This window comes from Myxococcus sp. CA023, assembly GCF_010998615.1.
Classification (GTDB): Bacteria; Myxococcota; Myxococcia; order Myxococcales; family Myxococcaceae; genus Myxococcus.
Genome location: NZ_JAAEAH010000100.1, coordinates 1 through 16353, shown reverse-complemented (window position 1 = coordinate 16353; position 16353 = coordinate 1). Strand labels below are relative to the sequence as shown.

Annotated in this window: 15 protein-coding genes; 5 read left to right on the top strand and 10 right to left on the bottom strand. The window is 69.5% G+C overall.

Going from position 1 to position 16353, the window contains the following annotated elements; translation table 11 throughout:
* Positions 1–49 precede the first annotated feature (49 nt).
* Positions 50–367, top strand: a complete 318-nt coding sequence (locus tag F8M74_RS32715; protein ID WP_141257021.1) for a hypothetical protein — start codon at positions 50–52, stop codon at positions 365–367.
* On the opposite strand, the gene F8M74_RS32710 is transcribed toward F8M74_RS32715, so the two are convergent.
* The 7 genes from F8M74_RS32710 to speD form a co-directional block, all read right to left on the bottom strand.
* Entirely contained in the window at positions 351–2708 is a 2358-nt protein-coding gene (locus tag F8M74_RS32710) for an arylsulfatase (protein ID WP_141257022.1), read from the bottom strand. The two genes, F8M74_RS32715 and F8M74_RS32710, sit on opposite strands and share 17 nt — an antisense overlap.
* Positions 2709–2901: 193 nt before the next feature.
* Complete coding sequence (locus F8M74_RS32705) at positions 2902–4536, bottom strand: NAD(P)/FAD-dependent oxidoreductase (protein WP_171410261.1); 1635 nt, start codon at positions 4534–4536, stop codon at positions 2902–2904.
* The gene (locus F8M74_RS32700; RefSeq protein WP_141257024.1) at positions 4527–6023 is read right to left on the bottom strand and encodes a polyamine aminopropyltransferase; all 1497 of its coding nucleotides are present in this window, start codon (positions 6021–6023) and stop codon (positions 4527–4529) included. Before F8M74_RS32700 ends, F8M74_RS32705 begins: the two co-directional genes overlap by 10 nt.
* A gap of 45 nt (positions 6024–6068) precedes the next feature.
* Positions 6069–6296 carry a DUF350 domain-containing protein gene (locus F8M74_RS32695; protein WP_140860993.1) on the bottom strand — a complete coding sequence of 76 codons (228 nt, stop codon included), beginning with the start codon at positions 6294–6296 and terminating at the stop codon, positions 6069–6071.
* On the bottom strand, positions 6296–6457 hold the full coding sequence (locus F8M74_RS32690) for a hypothetical protein (protein WP_163884657.1): 162 nt from the start codon (positions 6455–6457) through the stop codon (positions 6296–6298). The genes F8M74_RS32695 and F8M74_RS32690 overlap by 1 nt, the downstream gene beginning before the upstream one ends.
* Before the next feature lie 32 nt (positions 6458–6489).
* Positions 6490–8385: a DUF4178 domain-containing protein gene (locus tag F8M74_RS32685; RefSeq protein ID WP_141257025.1), complete on the bottom strand. Its 1896-nt coding sequence runs from the start codon at positions 8383–8385 to the stop codon at positions 6490–6492.
* A complete protein-coding gene (gene speD / locus F8M74_RS32680) occupies positions 8382–8690 on the bottom strand; it encodes an S-adenosylmethionine decarboxylase (protein WP_239004981.1) in 309 nt (102 codons plus the stop codon). The genes F8M74_RS32685 and speD overlap by 4 nt, the downstream gene beginning before the upstream one ends.
* Before the next feature lie 172 nt (positions 8691–8862).
* Between speD and F8M74_RS32675 the strand changes: the two genes are divergently transcribed.
* Complete coding sequence (locus F8M74_RS32675; RefSeq protein ID WP_228560645.1) at positions 8863–9846, top strand: lipase; 984 nt, start codon at positions 8863–8865, stop codon at positions 9844–9846.
* A 3-nt stretch (positions 9847–9849) separates the two neighbouring features.
* On the opposite strand, the gene F8M74_RS32670 is transcribed toward F8M74_RS32675, so the two are convergent.
* Entirely contained in the window at positions 9850–10947 is a 1098-nt protein-coding gene (locus tag F8M74_RS32670; RefSeq protein ID WP_216620020.1) for a peptidylprolyl isomerase, read from the bottom strand.
* 88 nt (positions 10948–11035) lie between these two features.
* Entirely contained in the window at positions 11036–12001 is a 966-nt protein-coding gene (locus F8M74_RS32665; RefSeq protein ID WP_141257029.1) for a hypothetical protein, read from the bottom strand.
* A 189-nt stretch (positions 12002–12190) separates the two neighbouring features.
* On the opposite strand from F8M74_RS32665, the gene F8M74_RS32660 reads away from it, so the two are divergent.
* The 3 genes from F8M74_RS32660 to F8M74_RS32650 are packed head-to-tail and all read left to right on the top strand — an operon-like array spanning position 12191 to position 14091.
* Positions 12191–12937 (top strand): peptidylprolyl isomerase, encoded by a 747-nt coding sequence (locus tag F8M74_RS32660; RefSeq protein ID WP_141257030.1) that lies wholly within the window; start codon positions 12191–12193, stop codon positions 12935–12937.
* A gap of 2 nt (positions 12938–12939) precedes the next feature.
* On the top strand, positions 12940–13674 hold the full coding sequence (locus F8M74_RS32655; protein WP_141257031.1) for an alpha/beta hydrolase: 735 nt from the start codon (positions 12940–12942) through the stop codon (positions 13672–13674).
* A 3-nt stretch (positions 13675–13677) separates the two neighbouring features.
* Positions 13678–14091, top strand: a complete 414-nt coding sequence (locus F8M74_RS32650) for a secondary thiamine-phosphate synthase enzyme YjbQ (protein WP_141257032.1) — start codon at positions 13678–13680, stop codon at positions 14089–14091.
* Between the two features lie 3 nt (positions 14092–14094).
* Here F8M74_RS32650 and F8M74_RS32645 read toward each other — a convergent pair whose 3' ends face one another.
* Entirely contained in the window at positions 14095–15783 is a 1689-nt protein-coding gene (locus F8M74_RS32645; RefSeq protein WP_141257034.1) for a L,D-transpeptidase family protein, read from the bottom strand.
* Between the last annotated feature and the right edge of the window lie 570 nt (positions 15784–16353).

Below are 16353 nucleotides of genomic sequence, written 5' to 3'. Positions count from 1 at the left end.
ATGAACCCATCAAGCGCCCGGCCATCAGGCCGAGGCCAGGAGTCCCGTCATGCGAATCTGGCTGTCCTTGCTGTTCGCCCTGGCCGCTGGGTGTACTCCGCCGCCGTCGCCCTCCGAGTCCCCTGAGCGCGGCGTCCAGGTCTTCGTACCTCCGGGCATCGAGGCCCGGGGAAGCCGCGTCCCCGTCCTCTACGTGGAGGCAGAACGGGCGCTGTACTTCCCCCAGGGCGTCGGAGGCGGAGGCTCGCGGCACCCGGTGATACCCGGCCCTGCCGAGCTGCTGGCCCTGGGGCGACGCACCGACATCATCATCGTCACCGTCGCTCCAGGCCAGTCCACCGCCTACGCGGCTATTGCCGCGCCATGACCGTGCTCACTTCCGTAGCTTCGTCGTGAACGTGCTCGCCCGACACGTCCACGACCACCTCCGTCAGCGTCCCGCCCTTGAACGCGAAGGGCGGCTGGTACTGCTGACTCACCGGCGAGTTCTCGTCTCGGCCGCACGTCAGTCCCTCGCCCAGACTGATGAGCAGCGGCATCGTCTCAGAGATGTCGCTCTGGGCCACCAGGTCACCATTGATGAAGAGGCGCCCCCGGCCCGGCGCACCCCGGCCCGCGGGCAGGTCGGGCGTGCCCGTGGGCTGGAACTCGAAGCGCAGCTCCGCGTGGCCTTTCGGCACGTCCACGGCGGACTCCAGGTGGAACTCCTTCTCTCCCACGAAGTTGTAGACGTAGTGCAGCTTGCGGTCCTTGACGAAGAGCGAGTACCCGCCCGTCAATCCACCGTGGCAGAGCAAGACGCCCTCGACGCCGTCCTCCACCTCCACCCGCGCGGTGATGGCGTGGGCACGATTGAGGACGTGCACCGCCACGTTCTCCGGCGCGGGTGAGGTATTCGGCCGGTAGACGTAACGCTCCCGCTCCCGCGAAATCTGCGGCCGCTCCACGGCGAAGAGTTCGCGGGACGGCGTTATCAGCGGAAGCACATCGTACCGGCCCGCCTCGACGTACCAGCGGGCAATCATCTCGATGAGCTTGTCGCGCTCCTGCGCGGCCACGTTCCGCGTCTCCGAGCAGTCCTCCGCCACGTGATACAGCTCCCAGCCCTCCGTATCGAACTCGCGCAGTCTGGCCTCGGAGAGCTTCAGCATGCCGAACGGCTCGTGCGACTCCGTGAAGGACGGTCCGGGGAACGGGCACACCGCCCGCCACCCGTCGTGGTAGAGCGCCCGGTGGCTGAACATCTCGAAGTACTGCGTGTGATGCCGGCTCTCCGCGTCCGCGTCCTGGAAGGTGTGCTTGAAGCTGACGCCTTCGATGGGTGACTGCGTGACGCCGCGAAGCACCGTGGGCGGGTCGATGCCCAGGCAGTCCAGCACCGTGGGCACCATGTCGATGGCGTGGCAGTACTGCGAGCGCACCTCGCCTCGCGCCTGGATGCCTCGGGGCCAGTGGACGATGAAGGGGTCCGTGGTGCCACCCCGGTACGTCTCGCGCTTCCACCGTTTGAAAGGCGTATTGCCCGCCCAGGCCCAGCCCCAGGGATAGTGATTGAAGTGGCGCGGTCCGCCCAGTTCGTCCAGCGCCGCCAGGTTCTGCTCCAGCGACTCCGGCGCGTTGTTGAAGAACTTCAGCTCATTGACGGAGCCATGCAGGCCGCCCTCCGGACTGGCGCCATTGTCGGAGATGACCATGATGAGCGTGTTCTCCAGCTCCCCGCTCGCTTCCAGTGACTGGATGAGCCGGCCGATGTGGTGGTCCGTGTGCTCCAGGAAGCCCGCGAACACCTCCATCATCCGCGCGTAGAGCCGCCGTTCCTCCGGAGACAGGCTGTCCCAGTCCTGCACGTCCGGGTCATGGCGCGACAACTGGGTGCCCGGCGGCAGCACGCCTGTCTCGAGCTGACGTCGGAAGACCTTCTCGCGGTAGGCATCCCAGCCGTCGTCGAACTGGCCCTTGTAGCGGTCCGCCCATTCCCGGGGGACATGGTGGGGCGCATGCATGGCGCCGGTGCAGAAGTAGAGGAAGAAGGGCTTGTCGGGCGCCACTTGCTTGGCATCGGCGATGAAGCCGATGGCCCGGTCCACCAGGTCCTCCGTCAGGTGATAGCCCTCCTCGGGTGTCTTCGGTGGCCGGACCTGATGATTGTCGTGAACGAGGTCGGGGTAGTACTGGTGCGTGTCACCCCCGAGGAAGCCGTAGTACCGCTCGAAGCCGCGGCCCAGGGGCCAGCGTGAGTAGGGCCCCGCGGCGCTCGTCTGCTCCGCGGGTGTGAGGTGCCACTTGCCCACGCAGTAGGTGTTGTAGCCGTGCCCGGCCAGCATCTCGGAGATGAAGCCGTTCTCGAAGGGGATGGTGCCGTTGCGGCCGGGGTAGCCCACGGAGATTTCGGTGATGGCCGCCATGCCATTGGAGTGGTGGTTGCGGCCGGTGAGGATGCACGAGCGCGTGGGCGAGCAGAGCGCGGTGGTGTGCATGTTGTTGTAGAGCAGCCCACCCTTCGCCAGCCGGTCCAGGTTGGGCGTGCGGATGGGCGAGCCATAGCAACCGAGCTGACCGAAGCCCGTGTCGTCCAGGACGATGAAGAGGACATTGGGTGCCCCCGGCTTCGCGCGCAGCGGCGCGGGCCAGGCAGGCGAGGACTCCTCATCCGTCCGGCCGATGACACCAGGGAATGGCGTTCCGGGAAGGTATTCCTTGAGCGACATGGCGCGGCCTCCATGAGGACGCGCGGGAATGAACGTGCCGCGGGCCCTCGTGGAGGGAGATGCACATGGGGACCGACAATGCCCCCTGTCCTTCAGGCGGACACGAGCAGGCGGAACACCGCCTGCCAAGGGCGCTCACCGCACCAGAAGAACTCCTCCATGGGCGCCTGGAATGGAACGCGGCAGCCGGCGGCTACAGCCAGCTCACCTCACGCCGGCCCAGCTCCGCCAGCACGCGCTCCGCGGCCCGCACGCCAAACCAGTTCGCCTCTTCGAAGAGCCCCATACCGCCCAGGTCCGAGTGCGCGAAGTGCAGCGAGCTCCCCAGGCTCTCCCCCGCGGACTGCTTCGCCTGCCCCCACATGAAGCCCGGTGTAGGCCGCACCATGGCGTGGCCCCAGCGCTGGACCTCCAGCCGCTGCGCCTGCCCGGCGATGCCAGGGTGCGCGGGCAGCATGTCCGCCATCACCAGGGCCTCCCAGTCCGCGTAGCTGGCCGACAGCGCCTTCTCCCGCTCGGCCTTCACGTCCGCGCCGTCCATGGGCAGGTACCAGGTGAGCACCGTGGGGCCCTGCTCGTCCTGGCGCAGCGTCTGGTGCGTAGCCACCACGTAGCCCAGGCTGCGGCTCTCATAGAAGACGTTGTCCCAGGCGAGCGGAAAGCCCCGTGAGCGCGGCGGCGACGACAGCGTCAGGTTCGCCACCACCCACGGCCCATACGTGAAGCCATTCAGCCACGCCGGACGCTCCCGCCGCCACGGCGCCACCACGTGCGCCGCCACGAAGCGCGGACACGCCAGCACCACCTGCCGCGCCAGGAAGGCCCGGGGCTTGCCCGTGCCCGCGTCCAGTGCGTCCACGCGGCAGCCGCCCTCCACGGGCTCCACCGTGTGCACCAGCACGTTGCGCTCCACCGCGCCGTTCGGCAGCGCCGACACGAGCTGCCGCACCAACCGGCCATTTCCTTCGGGCCAGCTCAGGTAGCCGTCGCTGCGCTCCCCATTCCCGTCCTGCCGCGCGGTGAAGTACCAGATGCCGGCCCAGGCGGAGACATGCTCGGCGGTGGTGCCGAAGTCGTCGCGGCACGCGTAGTCCACCACCCACTTCAGCCGCGCGGAACGGAAGCCCTCGCGCTCCATCCAGGCCGCCATGCTCAGCGCGTCCAGCGCCGTCCACTCGGCGTCGTCACTGGACAGGCCGGAAGGCACCGCGAAGGCCCGGCGCCCCTTCGCGTCTCGCGCGGAGGCGAAGCCGCTCATCCGCGCCTCGAAGCGCCGCAACTCCTCCAGGTCCTCCGCGCTGGCGCCCGCGTGCAGGTAGAGCCCTTCGTACCAATGGCCCCGGTAGAAGAAGCGCTCCTCCGGCTCATGGATGAGCAGCGACTCCTCGAAGCGCGGCCGGCCCGCGTCATCCACATCGGTGACGGCCCCCATCTCCCGCAGCAGCCGGACGACAGGGCCCCGGTCCTCCAGCGGCGCCGGCAGGTAGTGCGCGCCCCATGGATACGCGGAGATGGCGTTGCGTCCGGAGCGAGACGTGCCTCCCGGCTCCGCCTCCAGCTCCAGCACGCGCACGCCTCGCACGCCCGCGCTCGCCAGCCGCCAGGCCGCGGACAGGCCCGCCACGCCCGCGCCCACCACCAGCACCTCCACGGGCTCCATGATGTCCGCGCGGGGCAGCGGCCCGCCGCGCAGCCGGTGCCCCAGCTCCACGGCCTGATCCACCACCGCGCCGGGGACACGCTCCCGCGGCCCCGACTTCCGGCACGCACTGGCCGCCACCGCGGAACCGAGGAACGCGGCGACCAGCTCCCGCCGCGTCAGTTCCACCGCTGCCACTCCGCCTCGTAGTAGTGCACCAGCACCTGGTTGTTCAGCCGGTTCACCTCCACGGGCAAGGGCCCCATGTCCGGAGGGAACTGGGTGAGCGACTCCATCGTCGCGTCGTCCAGGAAGAGCAGCCCTTCGGGCAGCGGCCGGTGCCGGGCGGGCGGCGCGTGCGCAATCAGCACGTAGCCCCACTCACCGAACGACGGCACCAGCGCGTGGTACGGCTCCGTCCAGTAGCCCGCGGCCCTGAGCGTCGTCTCCACGCACCAGAAGGAGCGCCGGGCGAACAGCGGACTGGTGCTCTGCACCACCGCCACGCCGTCCGGCGCGATGCGCTTCTTGAGCAACTTGTAGAAACCCGTGGTGTACAGCTTCCCCAGCGCGAAGTTGTTCGGGTCCGGGAAGTCCACCACCACCACGTCGTACTGCGCGCCGCCCTCCGTGAGGAACTGCATCGCGTCCCCGTTGACCACCCGCATCCGCGGGTCCGTCATCGCGTGGCGGTTCAGCTTCGCCAGCTCCCCGTAGTTCGTCGCCAGCCCCGTAATCACCGGGTCCAGGTCCACCAGCGTGACGGAGCGGACCTCCGGGTAGCGAAGCACTTCCCGCGCGGCCAGGCCGTCTCCACCGCCCAGGATGAGCACGTTCTCCACCTTGCCCGCGCGCACCATGGCTGGGTGCACCAGGGACTCGTGGTAGCGGTACTCGTCCAGGCTGGCGAACTGGAGGTTGCCGTTGAGGAACAGCGAGAAGCCCCGCTTGCCGCGCGTGAGGATGATGCGCTGATACGGCGAACTGGACGCGTGGACCACGTCATCCGCGTAGAGCTGGTCCTCGTAGAAGGTGGTGAGCCGGTCGCCCATGACGAAGCCCGCCAGCAGCAGCACCGTCAGGCCCACCGCCTTGACGCGCAGCCGCAGCGGGTTGCCCAGCAGCGGAGCCAGCAACCAGGTGCTCCACAGCGCCACCGCCGCGTTCAGCACGCCGAACAGCAGGGACGTGCGCACCAGTCCCAGCTTCGGCACCAGCAGCAACGGGAAGGCCACGCTGGCCGCGAGCGCCCCCACGTAGTCCAGCGACAGCACCTGGCTGATCAGGTCCTTGAACTTGACCTGGTCCTTCAGGATGCGCAGCAGGAGGGGAATCTCCATGCCCACCAGCGCGCCAATGGCAATCACGCTGCCGTACAGCGCAACCTGGAACAGGTCCGTCAGCGTGAAGGTGAGGAACAGCACCGGCGCGCAGATGCCGCCCAACAGCGCCACCGCCAGCTCCACCTCCACGAAGCGCTGCGCCACCCCGCGCTCGATGTAGCGCGACAGGTAGCTGCCAATGCCCATGGCGAACAGGTAGCCGCCAATGACGGTGGAGAACTGGGTGATGGAGTCGCCGAGCAGGTAGCTCGCGAGCGCCCCGACGACGAGCTCATAGATGAGCCCGCACGTCGCGATGACGATGACGGTGATGTACAGCAGCGTCTTGTTCACGGCGTCACTTCACTTCGCGCAGGAATGGGCGTGCGGCGCGCGCCCTCATCCGCTGATGGCCGCGGCCACGATGATGGCCAGACCGATGATGAAGGAACCGATGACGATGCCCACCGCCGTGTTCTGGTCGGCCTCCAGCTCCTTGTGCACGTCGAACGGCATGATGAGGCGGATGACGTAGAAGCCCGCCACGAACACCGCCAATCCGATGAGCGAGTAGATGATGCTCGCCAGCACACTCTGAACGCTGACCACCACGCCAAGTAACAACATCACTTCCCTCCCATGTAGCCGCCAGTCCACAGCAGGACGCCGCCCGGCCCACGCCGAACGTTGCCCGATACCTTGTCCCGCTCTTCCTTCGTGAAGGGGGACCAGCCCGAAATCGTCAATGCCGCGTAGCCCAGCAGCACCAGTCCTCCAAACCACTTCATGACGCGCCTCCGTCACGTTTGACGACTCAAACCTAGACGTTGCTCTCCGCCCAGCGCCGCGTCTCGAAGCTGTGCGAGCGATACAACGCCACCACCGGCCCCACCACCATCAGCCCCAGCGCGAAGCAGAACCAGCTCGAGTTGGGCGTGTCGTGGATGAGCTTCACCCTGTACGTCATGGGCCGCGGCCGCACCGGGTTCGCCGCGAAGCTCGCCGTCGTGCGCAGCGCGTACTTCCCGGCGGGCACCGGCGACAGGTAGGTGCTGGTGGACATGTTGCTGTCGGTCCACTCGCCGTCGCCGTCGTTGCCGCGGTAGTAGCTCAGCTCTTCGTAGAACAGGACCACGTCGTTCGTGTCCTGGTTCACCAGGTCGCCCTGGATGCCCAACCACTCGTTGAAGGGCGTGCCGCTGATCTCCACGCGCATGTTGCCGCGCTTGGGCAATTCGAAGGGTGCGCTGAAGTGCATGGCCGCGGGCGTGCCTGGCGTGGCATCCGGCGGTATCACCACCGCCTCCTCCAGGACGACCGTCTTCGCGGCGGTCAAGGACAGCACGGCCGACAGCACGAACAACGCCAATATCCAGAGGCCCGTCCAGACGAAGACGGAGCGCAGGCCCGACTGGTGCGGGTTCGGCTGGCTGGGGGCAATGCCCTCCCGCTGAGGCATCGGCTCCTTCAAGCCGAAGGCCTCCTTCACCACCTCGGGCTCCAGGTACTCGCCGTGGGTGTACGACACCTCGTCGTCAGTGGCGTCCACGTTCACCGAGTACGGCGCGGCGACGTACTCCGACGCCTGGGCCCGCTCGCCCACCCTCACCGTCCAGTAGAACTCCCCCAACACCTTGTCCGTGACCGCGGTGACGTGCTGGAAGCACTTGTAGCGGCGGTGCTCATAGAAGGCGGCGACGTCGGGCGACAGCGACACGTCACCCGCGGGCAGCGGCTTCAGGAACACCCAGTGGCCGTTGGAGTTCATCAGCCAGACGAAGCCGCGCGACGCGTTGTAGAGGAGGAACTCCTCCCACGGGTAGCGCACGCCCTCCACGTTGCACGAGCGCTCCAGATAGCCGATGCAGATCCACTCCGCGCCATCCAGCTTCCCCTTGGTTCCCAGGGGAATGATGAGCGGCCGGCTCGGCTTCTGCAGCATGCGCAGGAAGGACAGCTTGCCCTGGCGCGCGTCCAGCAGCGCGCCGCAGTAGGGGCACGCCACGCGCAGCGTCTTGTCCGGCGCGCGAAGTTCCAGGTTGCCGTTGCACTGCGTGCAGCGCGCCTGCTGCAGCTCCACCTTGCGCACGCGGGGCCGGAGCTGCCCGGCCGGGATGCCCAATTGCTCCAGCTTCAGCGCCTCGCCGACGAAGACCTCGGGCGAGTGCCCACGCGTGCCGAAGTCGAGCGTGAGGAAGGCGCCCTTGGGCCCCGTGGCGTCCACGTACCAGGCGTCCTGCGTGGGGTCCACGTCGCTGGGGAGCTGGCCCGCGGCGGCCACCACGCGGCCATGGCCGCGCTCCTCGATGACCCACGCGCGGTCGCGCAGGTGCAGCCGCTCTCCCGGGTGCAGGTCCTCCAGCACCACGCCCTCTTCGGGCCCCATGTCGAACATCAGGTGGAAGGCGCCCTCGGACTCGCTGAGCCACCCGGTGCGGCCGTCCGCGAACTCCACGTACCACTCATCCCACGGCCCCGCGCCGTGGTCCTTCTGCAGGTGGCCGACGATGGTGTACGCCGCCTTGCGGTAGCGCCCCTCCGCGCGGAGCTGCAGCGGCGAATCGGTGGGGACGATGCTGCCAATCTTCCCGTGGGCCTCGAAGTCCAGGCCCTTGCGAGCCACCACCGTCTGGCAGTAGCCGCACACCACCACCTGCGCCGAGCCGGCGGTGAACTCCACCATCGCACCACACGATGGACACTTCCCCTGCGTCACGCCGTCACCCCCCGCTTCAGCTCACGCACCACACACGTCGTCGCGCCCAGATGGCGCGCCAGCAGCGCCTCGAAGTCCGGACGCTGGCGCTCACGGCAGCAGTACACGTTGAGCGCGGCGAACCCGTGCTCCGGAAACGTATGAACGCCCAGGTGGCTTTCGGCCAGCAGCGTCAGCCCGGTGATGCCACCAGGCCCCGGGAACACGTGCCACTGCGGCTGGCCCACGACCTTCAGGTCCAGCACGACGATGAGCTCCTCGAAGAGCGCCGCCAGTGCCGCCGCGTCCTTGAGGCTGCCAGGCACGCAGCCGCTGGCGTCAACCAGCCATTCCTGTCCGGTGGTCAGCTTCGAAATCCTCCCGTCCTCGGACGTCTTATCACGGGCCCTCCCTCGCGTCCGTTCTCAAGTCACCCCCTGGAGCACACGGCGCCTCGTTGGCGCCCGCCTCGGACTTCCCGGTACGCTGCCATCCAAGATGACGCCGTCGCAGACCGATGCCCCACACGCTCCGTCCACCCCCGCCGCGGCCCCGAGCGCCATCACCCGGCTCGCTCGCACGCTGCGCGGACTGCCCCCCGCCGAGCGCTGGTGGGGCCCTGGCTGCGCGGGCATGGCCGGCTGGCTGAAGCGGGCGGCACAGTCCCTTCCCCCCGAGGACCTCACGCCCCGCTTCCATGCGCTGCTCGCGCGCGTCCGCCAGGGGCTGCCGGTGCTGCCGCAAGAGGCCCGGCGCCACCAATACGTGCTGGTGCGCGGCATGCTGGGAGACGAACTGCCCGGCTACCTGCTGGACAACGTGCAGCGGCTGGAGCGCCGGGGACTGAGCGTGCGCGAGGCCGCGGTGGACACCGAAGGGCTGCTCGCGGACAACGTGGCGGTGCTCCGCGAGGTGCTGCGCGACGCGGAGTACTTCGGCCGCAGCGTGGTGCTGGTGGGACACAGCAAGGGCGGCGTGGAGTGCACCGCCACGCTGGCGCTCTACCCGGAGCTGCGCCACGTGGTGCGCGCGGTGGTGACGCTCCAGGCGCCGTATGGCGGCTCATCCATCGCGCACGACCTGGCCACCACGCCCCGGCTCCGACGGCTCATCGACTTCGCCTTCCCGCTGCTGTTCCACGGCGTGTCCCGCTCCGTGGAGGAGCTGTCCTATCCCCAGCGGCAGGCCTTCATCCAGCAGCACCCCTACCCCACCGACATCCCCACCGTGTCGCTGGCCACCTCGCGGCTGTCGCGCACCTCCACGCTGTACCCGCTCCAGCGCTACCTGCACGAGCGCTACGGGTACCAGGCGGACGGAATGGTGACGGCGGTGGACGCGGAGGTACCCGGCGCGCGCGTGGTGCGGCTGCACGACATGGACCACGCGGAGGCCGCGCTGCGCGGCCTGCCAGGCCTGGTCCGCTACCACCCGGGCGACCTCACCGAGGTGATGGTCGCCCTGGCGTTGGAGACGCGCTGAGGCTCACGCCGCGGCGGGCGTCAGCGTCACCTTCTTCATCACGTGGTCGATGGTGGAGAAGCGCAGCGCCATCTCGTACAGGCGGCGAGCCAGCGCCTCGTCCTCCTTCACCGCCACGCCCAGCTCCTGCCGGTTGACGCCCGTGAGGTTCGCGAGGTCCTCCAGCATGGCGTCCGTCGCCGCGCGGTCCGGCTGGATGCCGTCGCGTTCGGCGATGGCTCGCAGGACCAGTGCCAGCGTGATGCGGTACGCCGCATCCATGCGGGTCAGCGGATCCTGCAGCCACCCCTCCAGCGCTTCCTGAAGCTCGTCGGGCTGGAAATCCTTGCGCTGGAGGATGGGCCGCTCGGCCTCCGCCCAGCGCTGGCGAATCTCCTCGTCCACCAGCGCGGCGGACAGCTCCACCGGCGTGCGGTCCACGAGCACGTCCATGACGCGCTCCTGGGTCAACCGGTCGACGTCGGCGAGCCGCGCCTGGGCCAGTTCGTCCCCCAGCTTGCGCATGACGTCCGTGATGGAGCCCATGCCCAGCCGTGACAGCAACTCCGGCGAGTCATCGTCCAGCAACTTCAGCTCTCGCGCCGCCTTCACGCTCACGAGGAAGCGGGCCGACTGCCCCCGCAGCGCCTCCACGGGATAGGTGTCCGGCAGCGTCAGCTCGATGCCGACCGACTGGCCCACCTTCGCCCCCGCCAGTGATTCGAAGAAGCCGGGCAGCCCCGGGTCCGCCGCGACGCGCACCCACCAGTTCTCCCGGACAGAGAAGGGCATCAGCCGGTTGTTGGCGAAGCCCAGCACGTCCACGAGCACGTCGTCCTCGAGTGCCACAACCTCGCCCGGCTGACGCTCGCGGACGTCTGCGTGCTGGCGACGGAGCGCATCGAAGCGGTCCACGAGTTCCTGCTCCGTCAATGGCGCAGGCACCACCTGGGCCACCGACACCCCCTCCAGGGAAGGAGCCTCCACCGTGGGAAGCTCCACTGGCTCGGTGCTGTCGAGCTGCAGCGCCGCCGGCATCTTCTTCATGATGCCGAGCGCATGAAGCTCGGCCAGCGAACGGGCATTCTTACGACCGCCCTGCGAATCGTCATGGGTCGTCATGGTCTCTCGCTCCGTCCCCCTCGGATAGCACAACGCTCCGGGAGGACCGAAGCCCCCCGGAGCGTTGAGATTGACGACGCGGCGCTTCCTAGAAGAAGGAGCCGATGAAGCCGGACACGGTGGAGACGGCCGCACCCACCTGGCTCACGACCGGGATGTTGGTGGCGGCGGCGATGGACCCCAGCGCCGTCACTCCAGCGGTAATCTTCTTTCCAGCCGAAGCGTTCGGGTCCGTGATGGTGTTCACGGCCGCCACGGTGTCCGCCGCGGCGATGGCGACGTTGAGGCCCGGGGTGAAGCGGCCCGCGGCACGCGCCACCGCGGTGCCACCGCCCTGCACCGCGGCGCGCGCGGCGGTGCCAGCGGTGCGGGCGGCGCCCTCGAGTCCACGCTCGGCGACTTCGGCGGCCGCGCGGCGCACGACCTGACGCGACGCACCTTCCAGTGCGGTGTTGGCGGCGGTGGTGGCCACGCGGTTGGCGGCGGCACGCGAGGCCTCCGGGGCCGCGGCGGTGAAGGCAGTGCGAGCCGCGTCGGTGGCAGCGCGGTAGTTGCTGACGTTGCCCGCGAGGTTCAAGCCGTCCCGAGCCGCCATCAGCCCGGTGGAGACCGTACCCGAGGCGGTGCCCACCGCCTCACGGACGTTCGCTTCGGTCGGGTTGCGGAGCGCATCGCGCACGTCACGGAACGTCTCGACGGCCCCAGTGGGGAGCTGCGCCACGTTGGCCGCGAGGCTGACGGCACCGGCGCCGCGCGCGAGGCGGGTGTTCGCCCCTTCGACGACGGGGCCATTGCCACCCGGCAGGTTGACGGGGCCGAAGCGGCGGGGCCCGAAGGCGTCACGCACCTGCGTGGCGACAGCGGCATCCGAGACAGAGCGGAGCCCAGTGGCGGCCTGCGTCACGCGGTTGTGCGCGTCCTCGAACCGGTCGGACTGCCCGGGACGGGCCTCCGCGCGGGCCGGAGGAGGAGGCGGCGGCGGCGGAGTCGGACGCGCCGTCACGGGAGGCGTCGGAACGGGACGGGGCTCGTTGCGGCGAATGGGAGGCGCCATGGGGTGTGCTCCTACAGGAATTTGATGGGCTTTTTTGAAGCGTTACCCGGATCATCGGGCTTTCTGACTATTTGTTGCGTCCAGACTCACAGACTTTACCGATTTTCACTCCCGGTATCTGACAGATGCCGGCCGATGACCCCGTAAGCCCCTGGAATCCATTGGAAAAGGGGCTAAGGTCCGCGCGCCATGCGGACCCAATTCCTGACGACTGTCCTCCTCTGCCTTTCCCTCACCGCCTGCAAGGACTCCGACAAGAAGGAATCCATGGGGGGTGGTACCCCGCCTTCCGCGACGACGCCGGCGAAGCCCACGGCGCCTTCCGCCGCCGAAGTGCCGGCCGCGGCGCCCCCCGCCGAGGCCGCCTCGGGTGAATGGACGAAGAAGGTCCAGGCAGGCCAGGACGTCTACGCCACCCTCGAAACGAACCAGGGCGCCATCGTCGTGCGCCTCTTCTCCAAGGATGCCCCCAAGACGGTGGCCAACTTCGTGGGCCTGGCCACGGGCGAGAAGGCCTGGACGGACCCGAAGACGGGCCAGCGCGTGGAGGGCAAGCCGCTGTACGACGGCGTCATCTTCCACCGGGTGATTCCGGGCTTCATGATTCAGGGCGGCGACCCCACGGGCACCGGCCGCGGCGACCCGGGCTACCGCTTCGAGGACGAGTTCCAGAGCGGCCGCACCTTCAACAAGAAGGGCCTGCTGGCCATGGCCAACGCCGGCCCCGGCACCAACGGCAGCCAGTTCTTCATCACCACCTCCACCCCGGACTACCTCAACAACCGTCACACCATCTTCGGTGAAGTGGTGTCGGGCTACGACGTGGTGGAGAAGATCGCCAACGTGCAGCGCGACCCGCGCGACAAGCCCCTGGAGGCAGTCGTCATCCAGAAGATCGCGATGAGCGACCAGGCCCCGGCCGGCAGCGGGAACTGACAATGGAACGCGCCCTGCGCCACGTGGCCACACGGTTGGGTGAGCTGGACTGTCACGTCATCGACGCGCTCCCCGAGGGCGCGACGCCCGAACTGGTCGTCGTCCTCTCCCATGGCCTGGGCGCGCCGGCCACCGACCTGGTGCCCCTGGGGCCGGAGTTGATGGCGTTCCAGCCGGCGCTGGCGGACCGCGTGCGGTTCGTCTTCCCCGGCGGGCCCATGGCCTGGGCGCACGGAGGACGCGCCTGGTTCCCCCTGCCCGACGCGGTGATGCGGGGGGAGCAGCGCGACTGGGAGCAGTTCGCGCGCGACGTGCCGCCGGGCATGCCCGCCGCGCGCCGGGCGCTGATGAGCACCGTGGACGCAGTGTGCGCCGCGATGAAGCTGCCCTACGGGCGCATCGTGCTGGGCGGCTTCAGCCAGGGCGGCATGGTGTCCACGGACGTGGCCCTGCGCCTGGATGAGCCGCCCGCCGGGCTGTGCATCCTCTCTGGCACGCTGACGTCGGAGCCGGAGTGGCGCCCCCGAGCCCAGGGCCGCACGGGGCTGCCCGTGTTCCAGGCCCACGGGCGCTACGACCCGCTGCTGCCCCTGGGCAGCGCCGAGCGGCTGCGGGACATGTTCGTGGCGTCGGGCCTCACCGTGGACTTCCACGCCTACGACATGCCGCACGCCATCGTCACCGAGGAACTGGAGGCCCTGGCCGCGTTCCTCGCCGCGCGACTGGGAGGACGCTGAGCCATGTTCCACGCGAAGGAGCTCGCGGTGTCCAGCCGGGGCCGCGGCTTCACCGACATCACCGCGGACGTCCAGCGCGCGGTCGCGGAGAGCGGCGCTCGCCAGGGGCTGTGCACCGTGTTCCTTCATCACACGAGCGCGTCCCTGCTGCTGTGTGAGAACGCGGACCCGGACGTGCGCCGGGATTTGGAGTCCTTCTTCTCGCGGCTGGTAAAGGACGGGGACCCGCTCTTCGTCCATGACGCGGAGGGGCCGGACGACATGCCCGCGCACGTGCGCACCGTCCTCACGCAGAACGCGCTGAACATCCCCGTGAAGGACGGCCGCGCGGACCTGGGGACGTGGCAGGGCGTCTACGTCTGGGAGCACCGGACCTCGCCGCACCGGCGCCGCGTCACCGTGTCCGTGGTGAGCTGACCGCTACGGCGAGCCCCCCTGCGTCGCGGCGACCGCCACCTTGCGCGGCTTGCCCGTCGGCCGGGCCTGACCGCGGATGCGAATCCACGAGCCCGGCGCGTCCTCCGTCGCGTGGACCATGGACCAACCGACGGGCACCTGCGGCGAGGCCCAGGCATAGAGCGCACGGGCGTCCTTCGGCGACAGGTTGACGCAGCCATGGCTCATGGGCTGGCCGAAGCGGTCGTGCCAGTAGGCCGTGTGCAGCGCGTAGTCGTCCTGGAAGAACATGGTCCAGGGCACCGTGGCCACGCGGTAGGTGTCGTTGCCGGCGGTGCCGCTGCCTGTCATGTCGGCCTCCGCGAATTTGATCCAGATGCGGAACAGCCCCTCCGGTGTGTCCGTGCCCTGCTTCCCAGAGGAGATGAGCGTCGCGTACACCGGCCGCTCGCCCTCATAGGCCACCAGCACCTGGGCATCCAGGTCCACGTCCAGCCAGCGGGAGCCAGGCTCCACCTGCGACGGCGCGTGTGAGAACCAGGCGACGTGCAGGTCGTCTCGTGCCACCCATTGGTCCTCCGCGATGCTCACCCAGTGGCCGTCCTCGGACAGCTCCTTCACGGCCACCAGCGTGCGTGGTGGCAGCACCGTTTCGCGCGCGGCCTTCGCGTCTGGCGCTGTCCGTACTTCCACGGCGGCGGAGGGACGCGTGCGGGACTGGGCCCAGGCGAACGTCGGCGGCAGGTCGGCGAGGGCCTCCGCATTCACACCCTCGAAGGAGGAAGGCCGGTATTCGCGCAGCACCCGCGCCTCCAGGTACTGGCCGTCGGTGGTGCGCCAGTACGTCCTGCGGCGGATGCGAACCTGCCCGCGGAGCTGCACCGACACGGAGCCCTTCAGCAGCACGCCCTTTCGCCGGGCGCGCGCCAGGGCGAGGCTGGGATAGGCGCGCACGCGCTTGCCCACGACCCGGGCGTAGATGCCGGGCGTCAGCTCGCCCTCGCGCAGCTTCGGGAGCTCGCGCACGCGGGGCTCGCGGAAGTTGGGCTCCAGGTAGCGCTCACAGACCCAGCCGCGCGGCTCAATCTGAATCCAAGCCTCACAGTCTGGCCCGCGCACCGCCGTTTCGCCCTGCCAGCGCACGCGCATGTCCTGCGCCACGGTGCCCAGTGCCGGTGCGTCCTGCCGAGGCTCCTGGCGGACCACGATGGACCGGCGCACCCGCAGTGAGCCCGCGTCCGGAGCGAAGGGCACGGCGTACGTTCCTCCGTCCTCCGCGCCGCTCACGGGCTCCAATCCTGGGTCGACGTCTTCGAGCACCAGCCCCGTGTCCTCGAGCGGCTCGCCATCCGGACCGAGCACCAGTTCCTCGCCCGGGTGCAGTTCATCCGGGATGACAGTGAGCTGCTCGGGCAGAGGGAGTTCCTCTTCGCCCGGCGTGTCCTCTTCCCCCTCCGACTGGGCAAGGTCGTCCAGAGCGGGGTCGATGGTCAGCGCTGGCACCTCGTCGCGCGCCTCGGCCGCCCCATCGTCATGCGTGCGGCGCGGCGGAGACAGCGCCGCCTCGGCCGAACCATCAACGCCGCCGTCCGTCCCCGCATCCACCGCGGTGCGCTGCCACTCCGCGAACAGCGCATCCGCGGCCGTGCGCCGGGCATCCGCGGGAAGGTCCCCAGAAGCGTTGGTGTCGGCGTGAGGAGCTTGGACCTCCACGCCGTCCTCTGGCGTTCCTGGGCCAATGCCGCCATCGAATGCCGCGGCCCTGGATACCGAGACAGATGCACTCGGTGTATCACCGCGCTCCTCCGCCACTCGGGGCGCGGGCACTCTCGCCAGGGAGGCATCGGGCGAGGTGTCCTCCGGGCCGGGAGACGGCGTGCAGGCGATTCCAGGCAGCAGCAGAACGAGCGGAAGCCAACGGCGCATGGACCTGACACGGTACGGAGGAGCGACGGCACACTCAACGTCGTCCACGGTGCGCTCGCCTGCGTGGGGCTCCGTGTGAGTGGGCAATTCGTGCCATCGCAGCGGCCCTTGTCACATGCAGCGGAAATGACGGTCCGCGGCCCATGGCGCGCGCCGGTGAAGACAGCGCCCGCGAACCACCCCGCACGCAGGCCCAAGCGGCGCGCCGGTGAAGGCAGCCCTCCGGAAGCCCGCAGCATCCCCGAGCCTGACGCCCGGGTGCCCGCCTCCCCTGCCGCCGGGCCCCGTCCCTCTGCCCCTCTTTCCACCCGCCCCCTTCGGAAGATATGCAGCGGGGGAGATGAAGCTCGCCGAGAC

Coding starts and splice junctions, on each gene's coding strand:
- F8M74_RS32655 (WP_141257031.1), top strand. CDS start 12,940: ATGGAACGCGCCCTGCGCCACGTGGCCACACGGTTGGGTGAGCTGGAC.
- F8M74_RS32670 (WP_216620020.1), bottom strand. CDS start 10,947: ATGACGACCCATGACGATTCGCAGGGCGGTCGTAAGAATGCCCGTTCG.
- F8M74_RS32710 (WP_141257022.1), bottom strand. CDS start 2,708: ATGTCGCTCAAGGAATACCTTCCCGGAACGCCATTCCCTGGTGTCATC.
- F8M74_RS32650 (WP_141257032.1), top strand. CDS start 13,678: ATGTTCCACGCGAAGGAGCTCGCGGTGTCCAGCCGGGGCCGCGGCTTC.
- F8M74_RS32665 (WP_141257029.1), bottom strand. CDS start 12,001: ATGGCGCCTCCCATTCGCCGCAACGAGCCCCGTCCCGTTCCGACGCCT.
- F8M74_RS32690 (WP_163884657.1), bottom strand. CDS start 6,457: ATGAAGTGGTTTGGAGGACTGGTGCTGCTGGGCTACGCGGCATTGACG.
- F8M74_RS32660 (WP_141257030.1), top strand. CDS start 12,191: ATGCGGACCCAATTCCTGACGACTGTCCTCCTCTGCCTTTCCCTCACC.
- F8M74_RS32695 (WP_140860993.1), bottom strand. CDS start 6,296: ATGTTGTTACTTGGCGTGGTGGTCAGCGTTCAGAGTGTGCTGGCGAGC.
- F8M74_RS32675 (WP_228560645.1), top strand. CDS start 8,863: ATGACGCCGTCGCAGACCGATGCCCCACACGCTCCGTCCACCCCCGCC.
- F8M74_RS32715 (WP_141257021.1), top strand. CDS start 50: ATGCGAATCTGGCTGTCCTTGCTGTTCGCCCTGGCCGCTGGGTGTACT.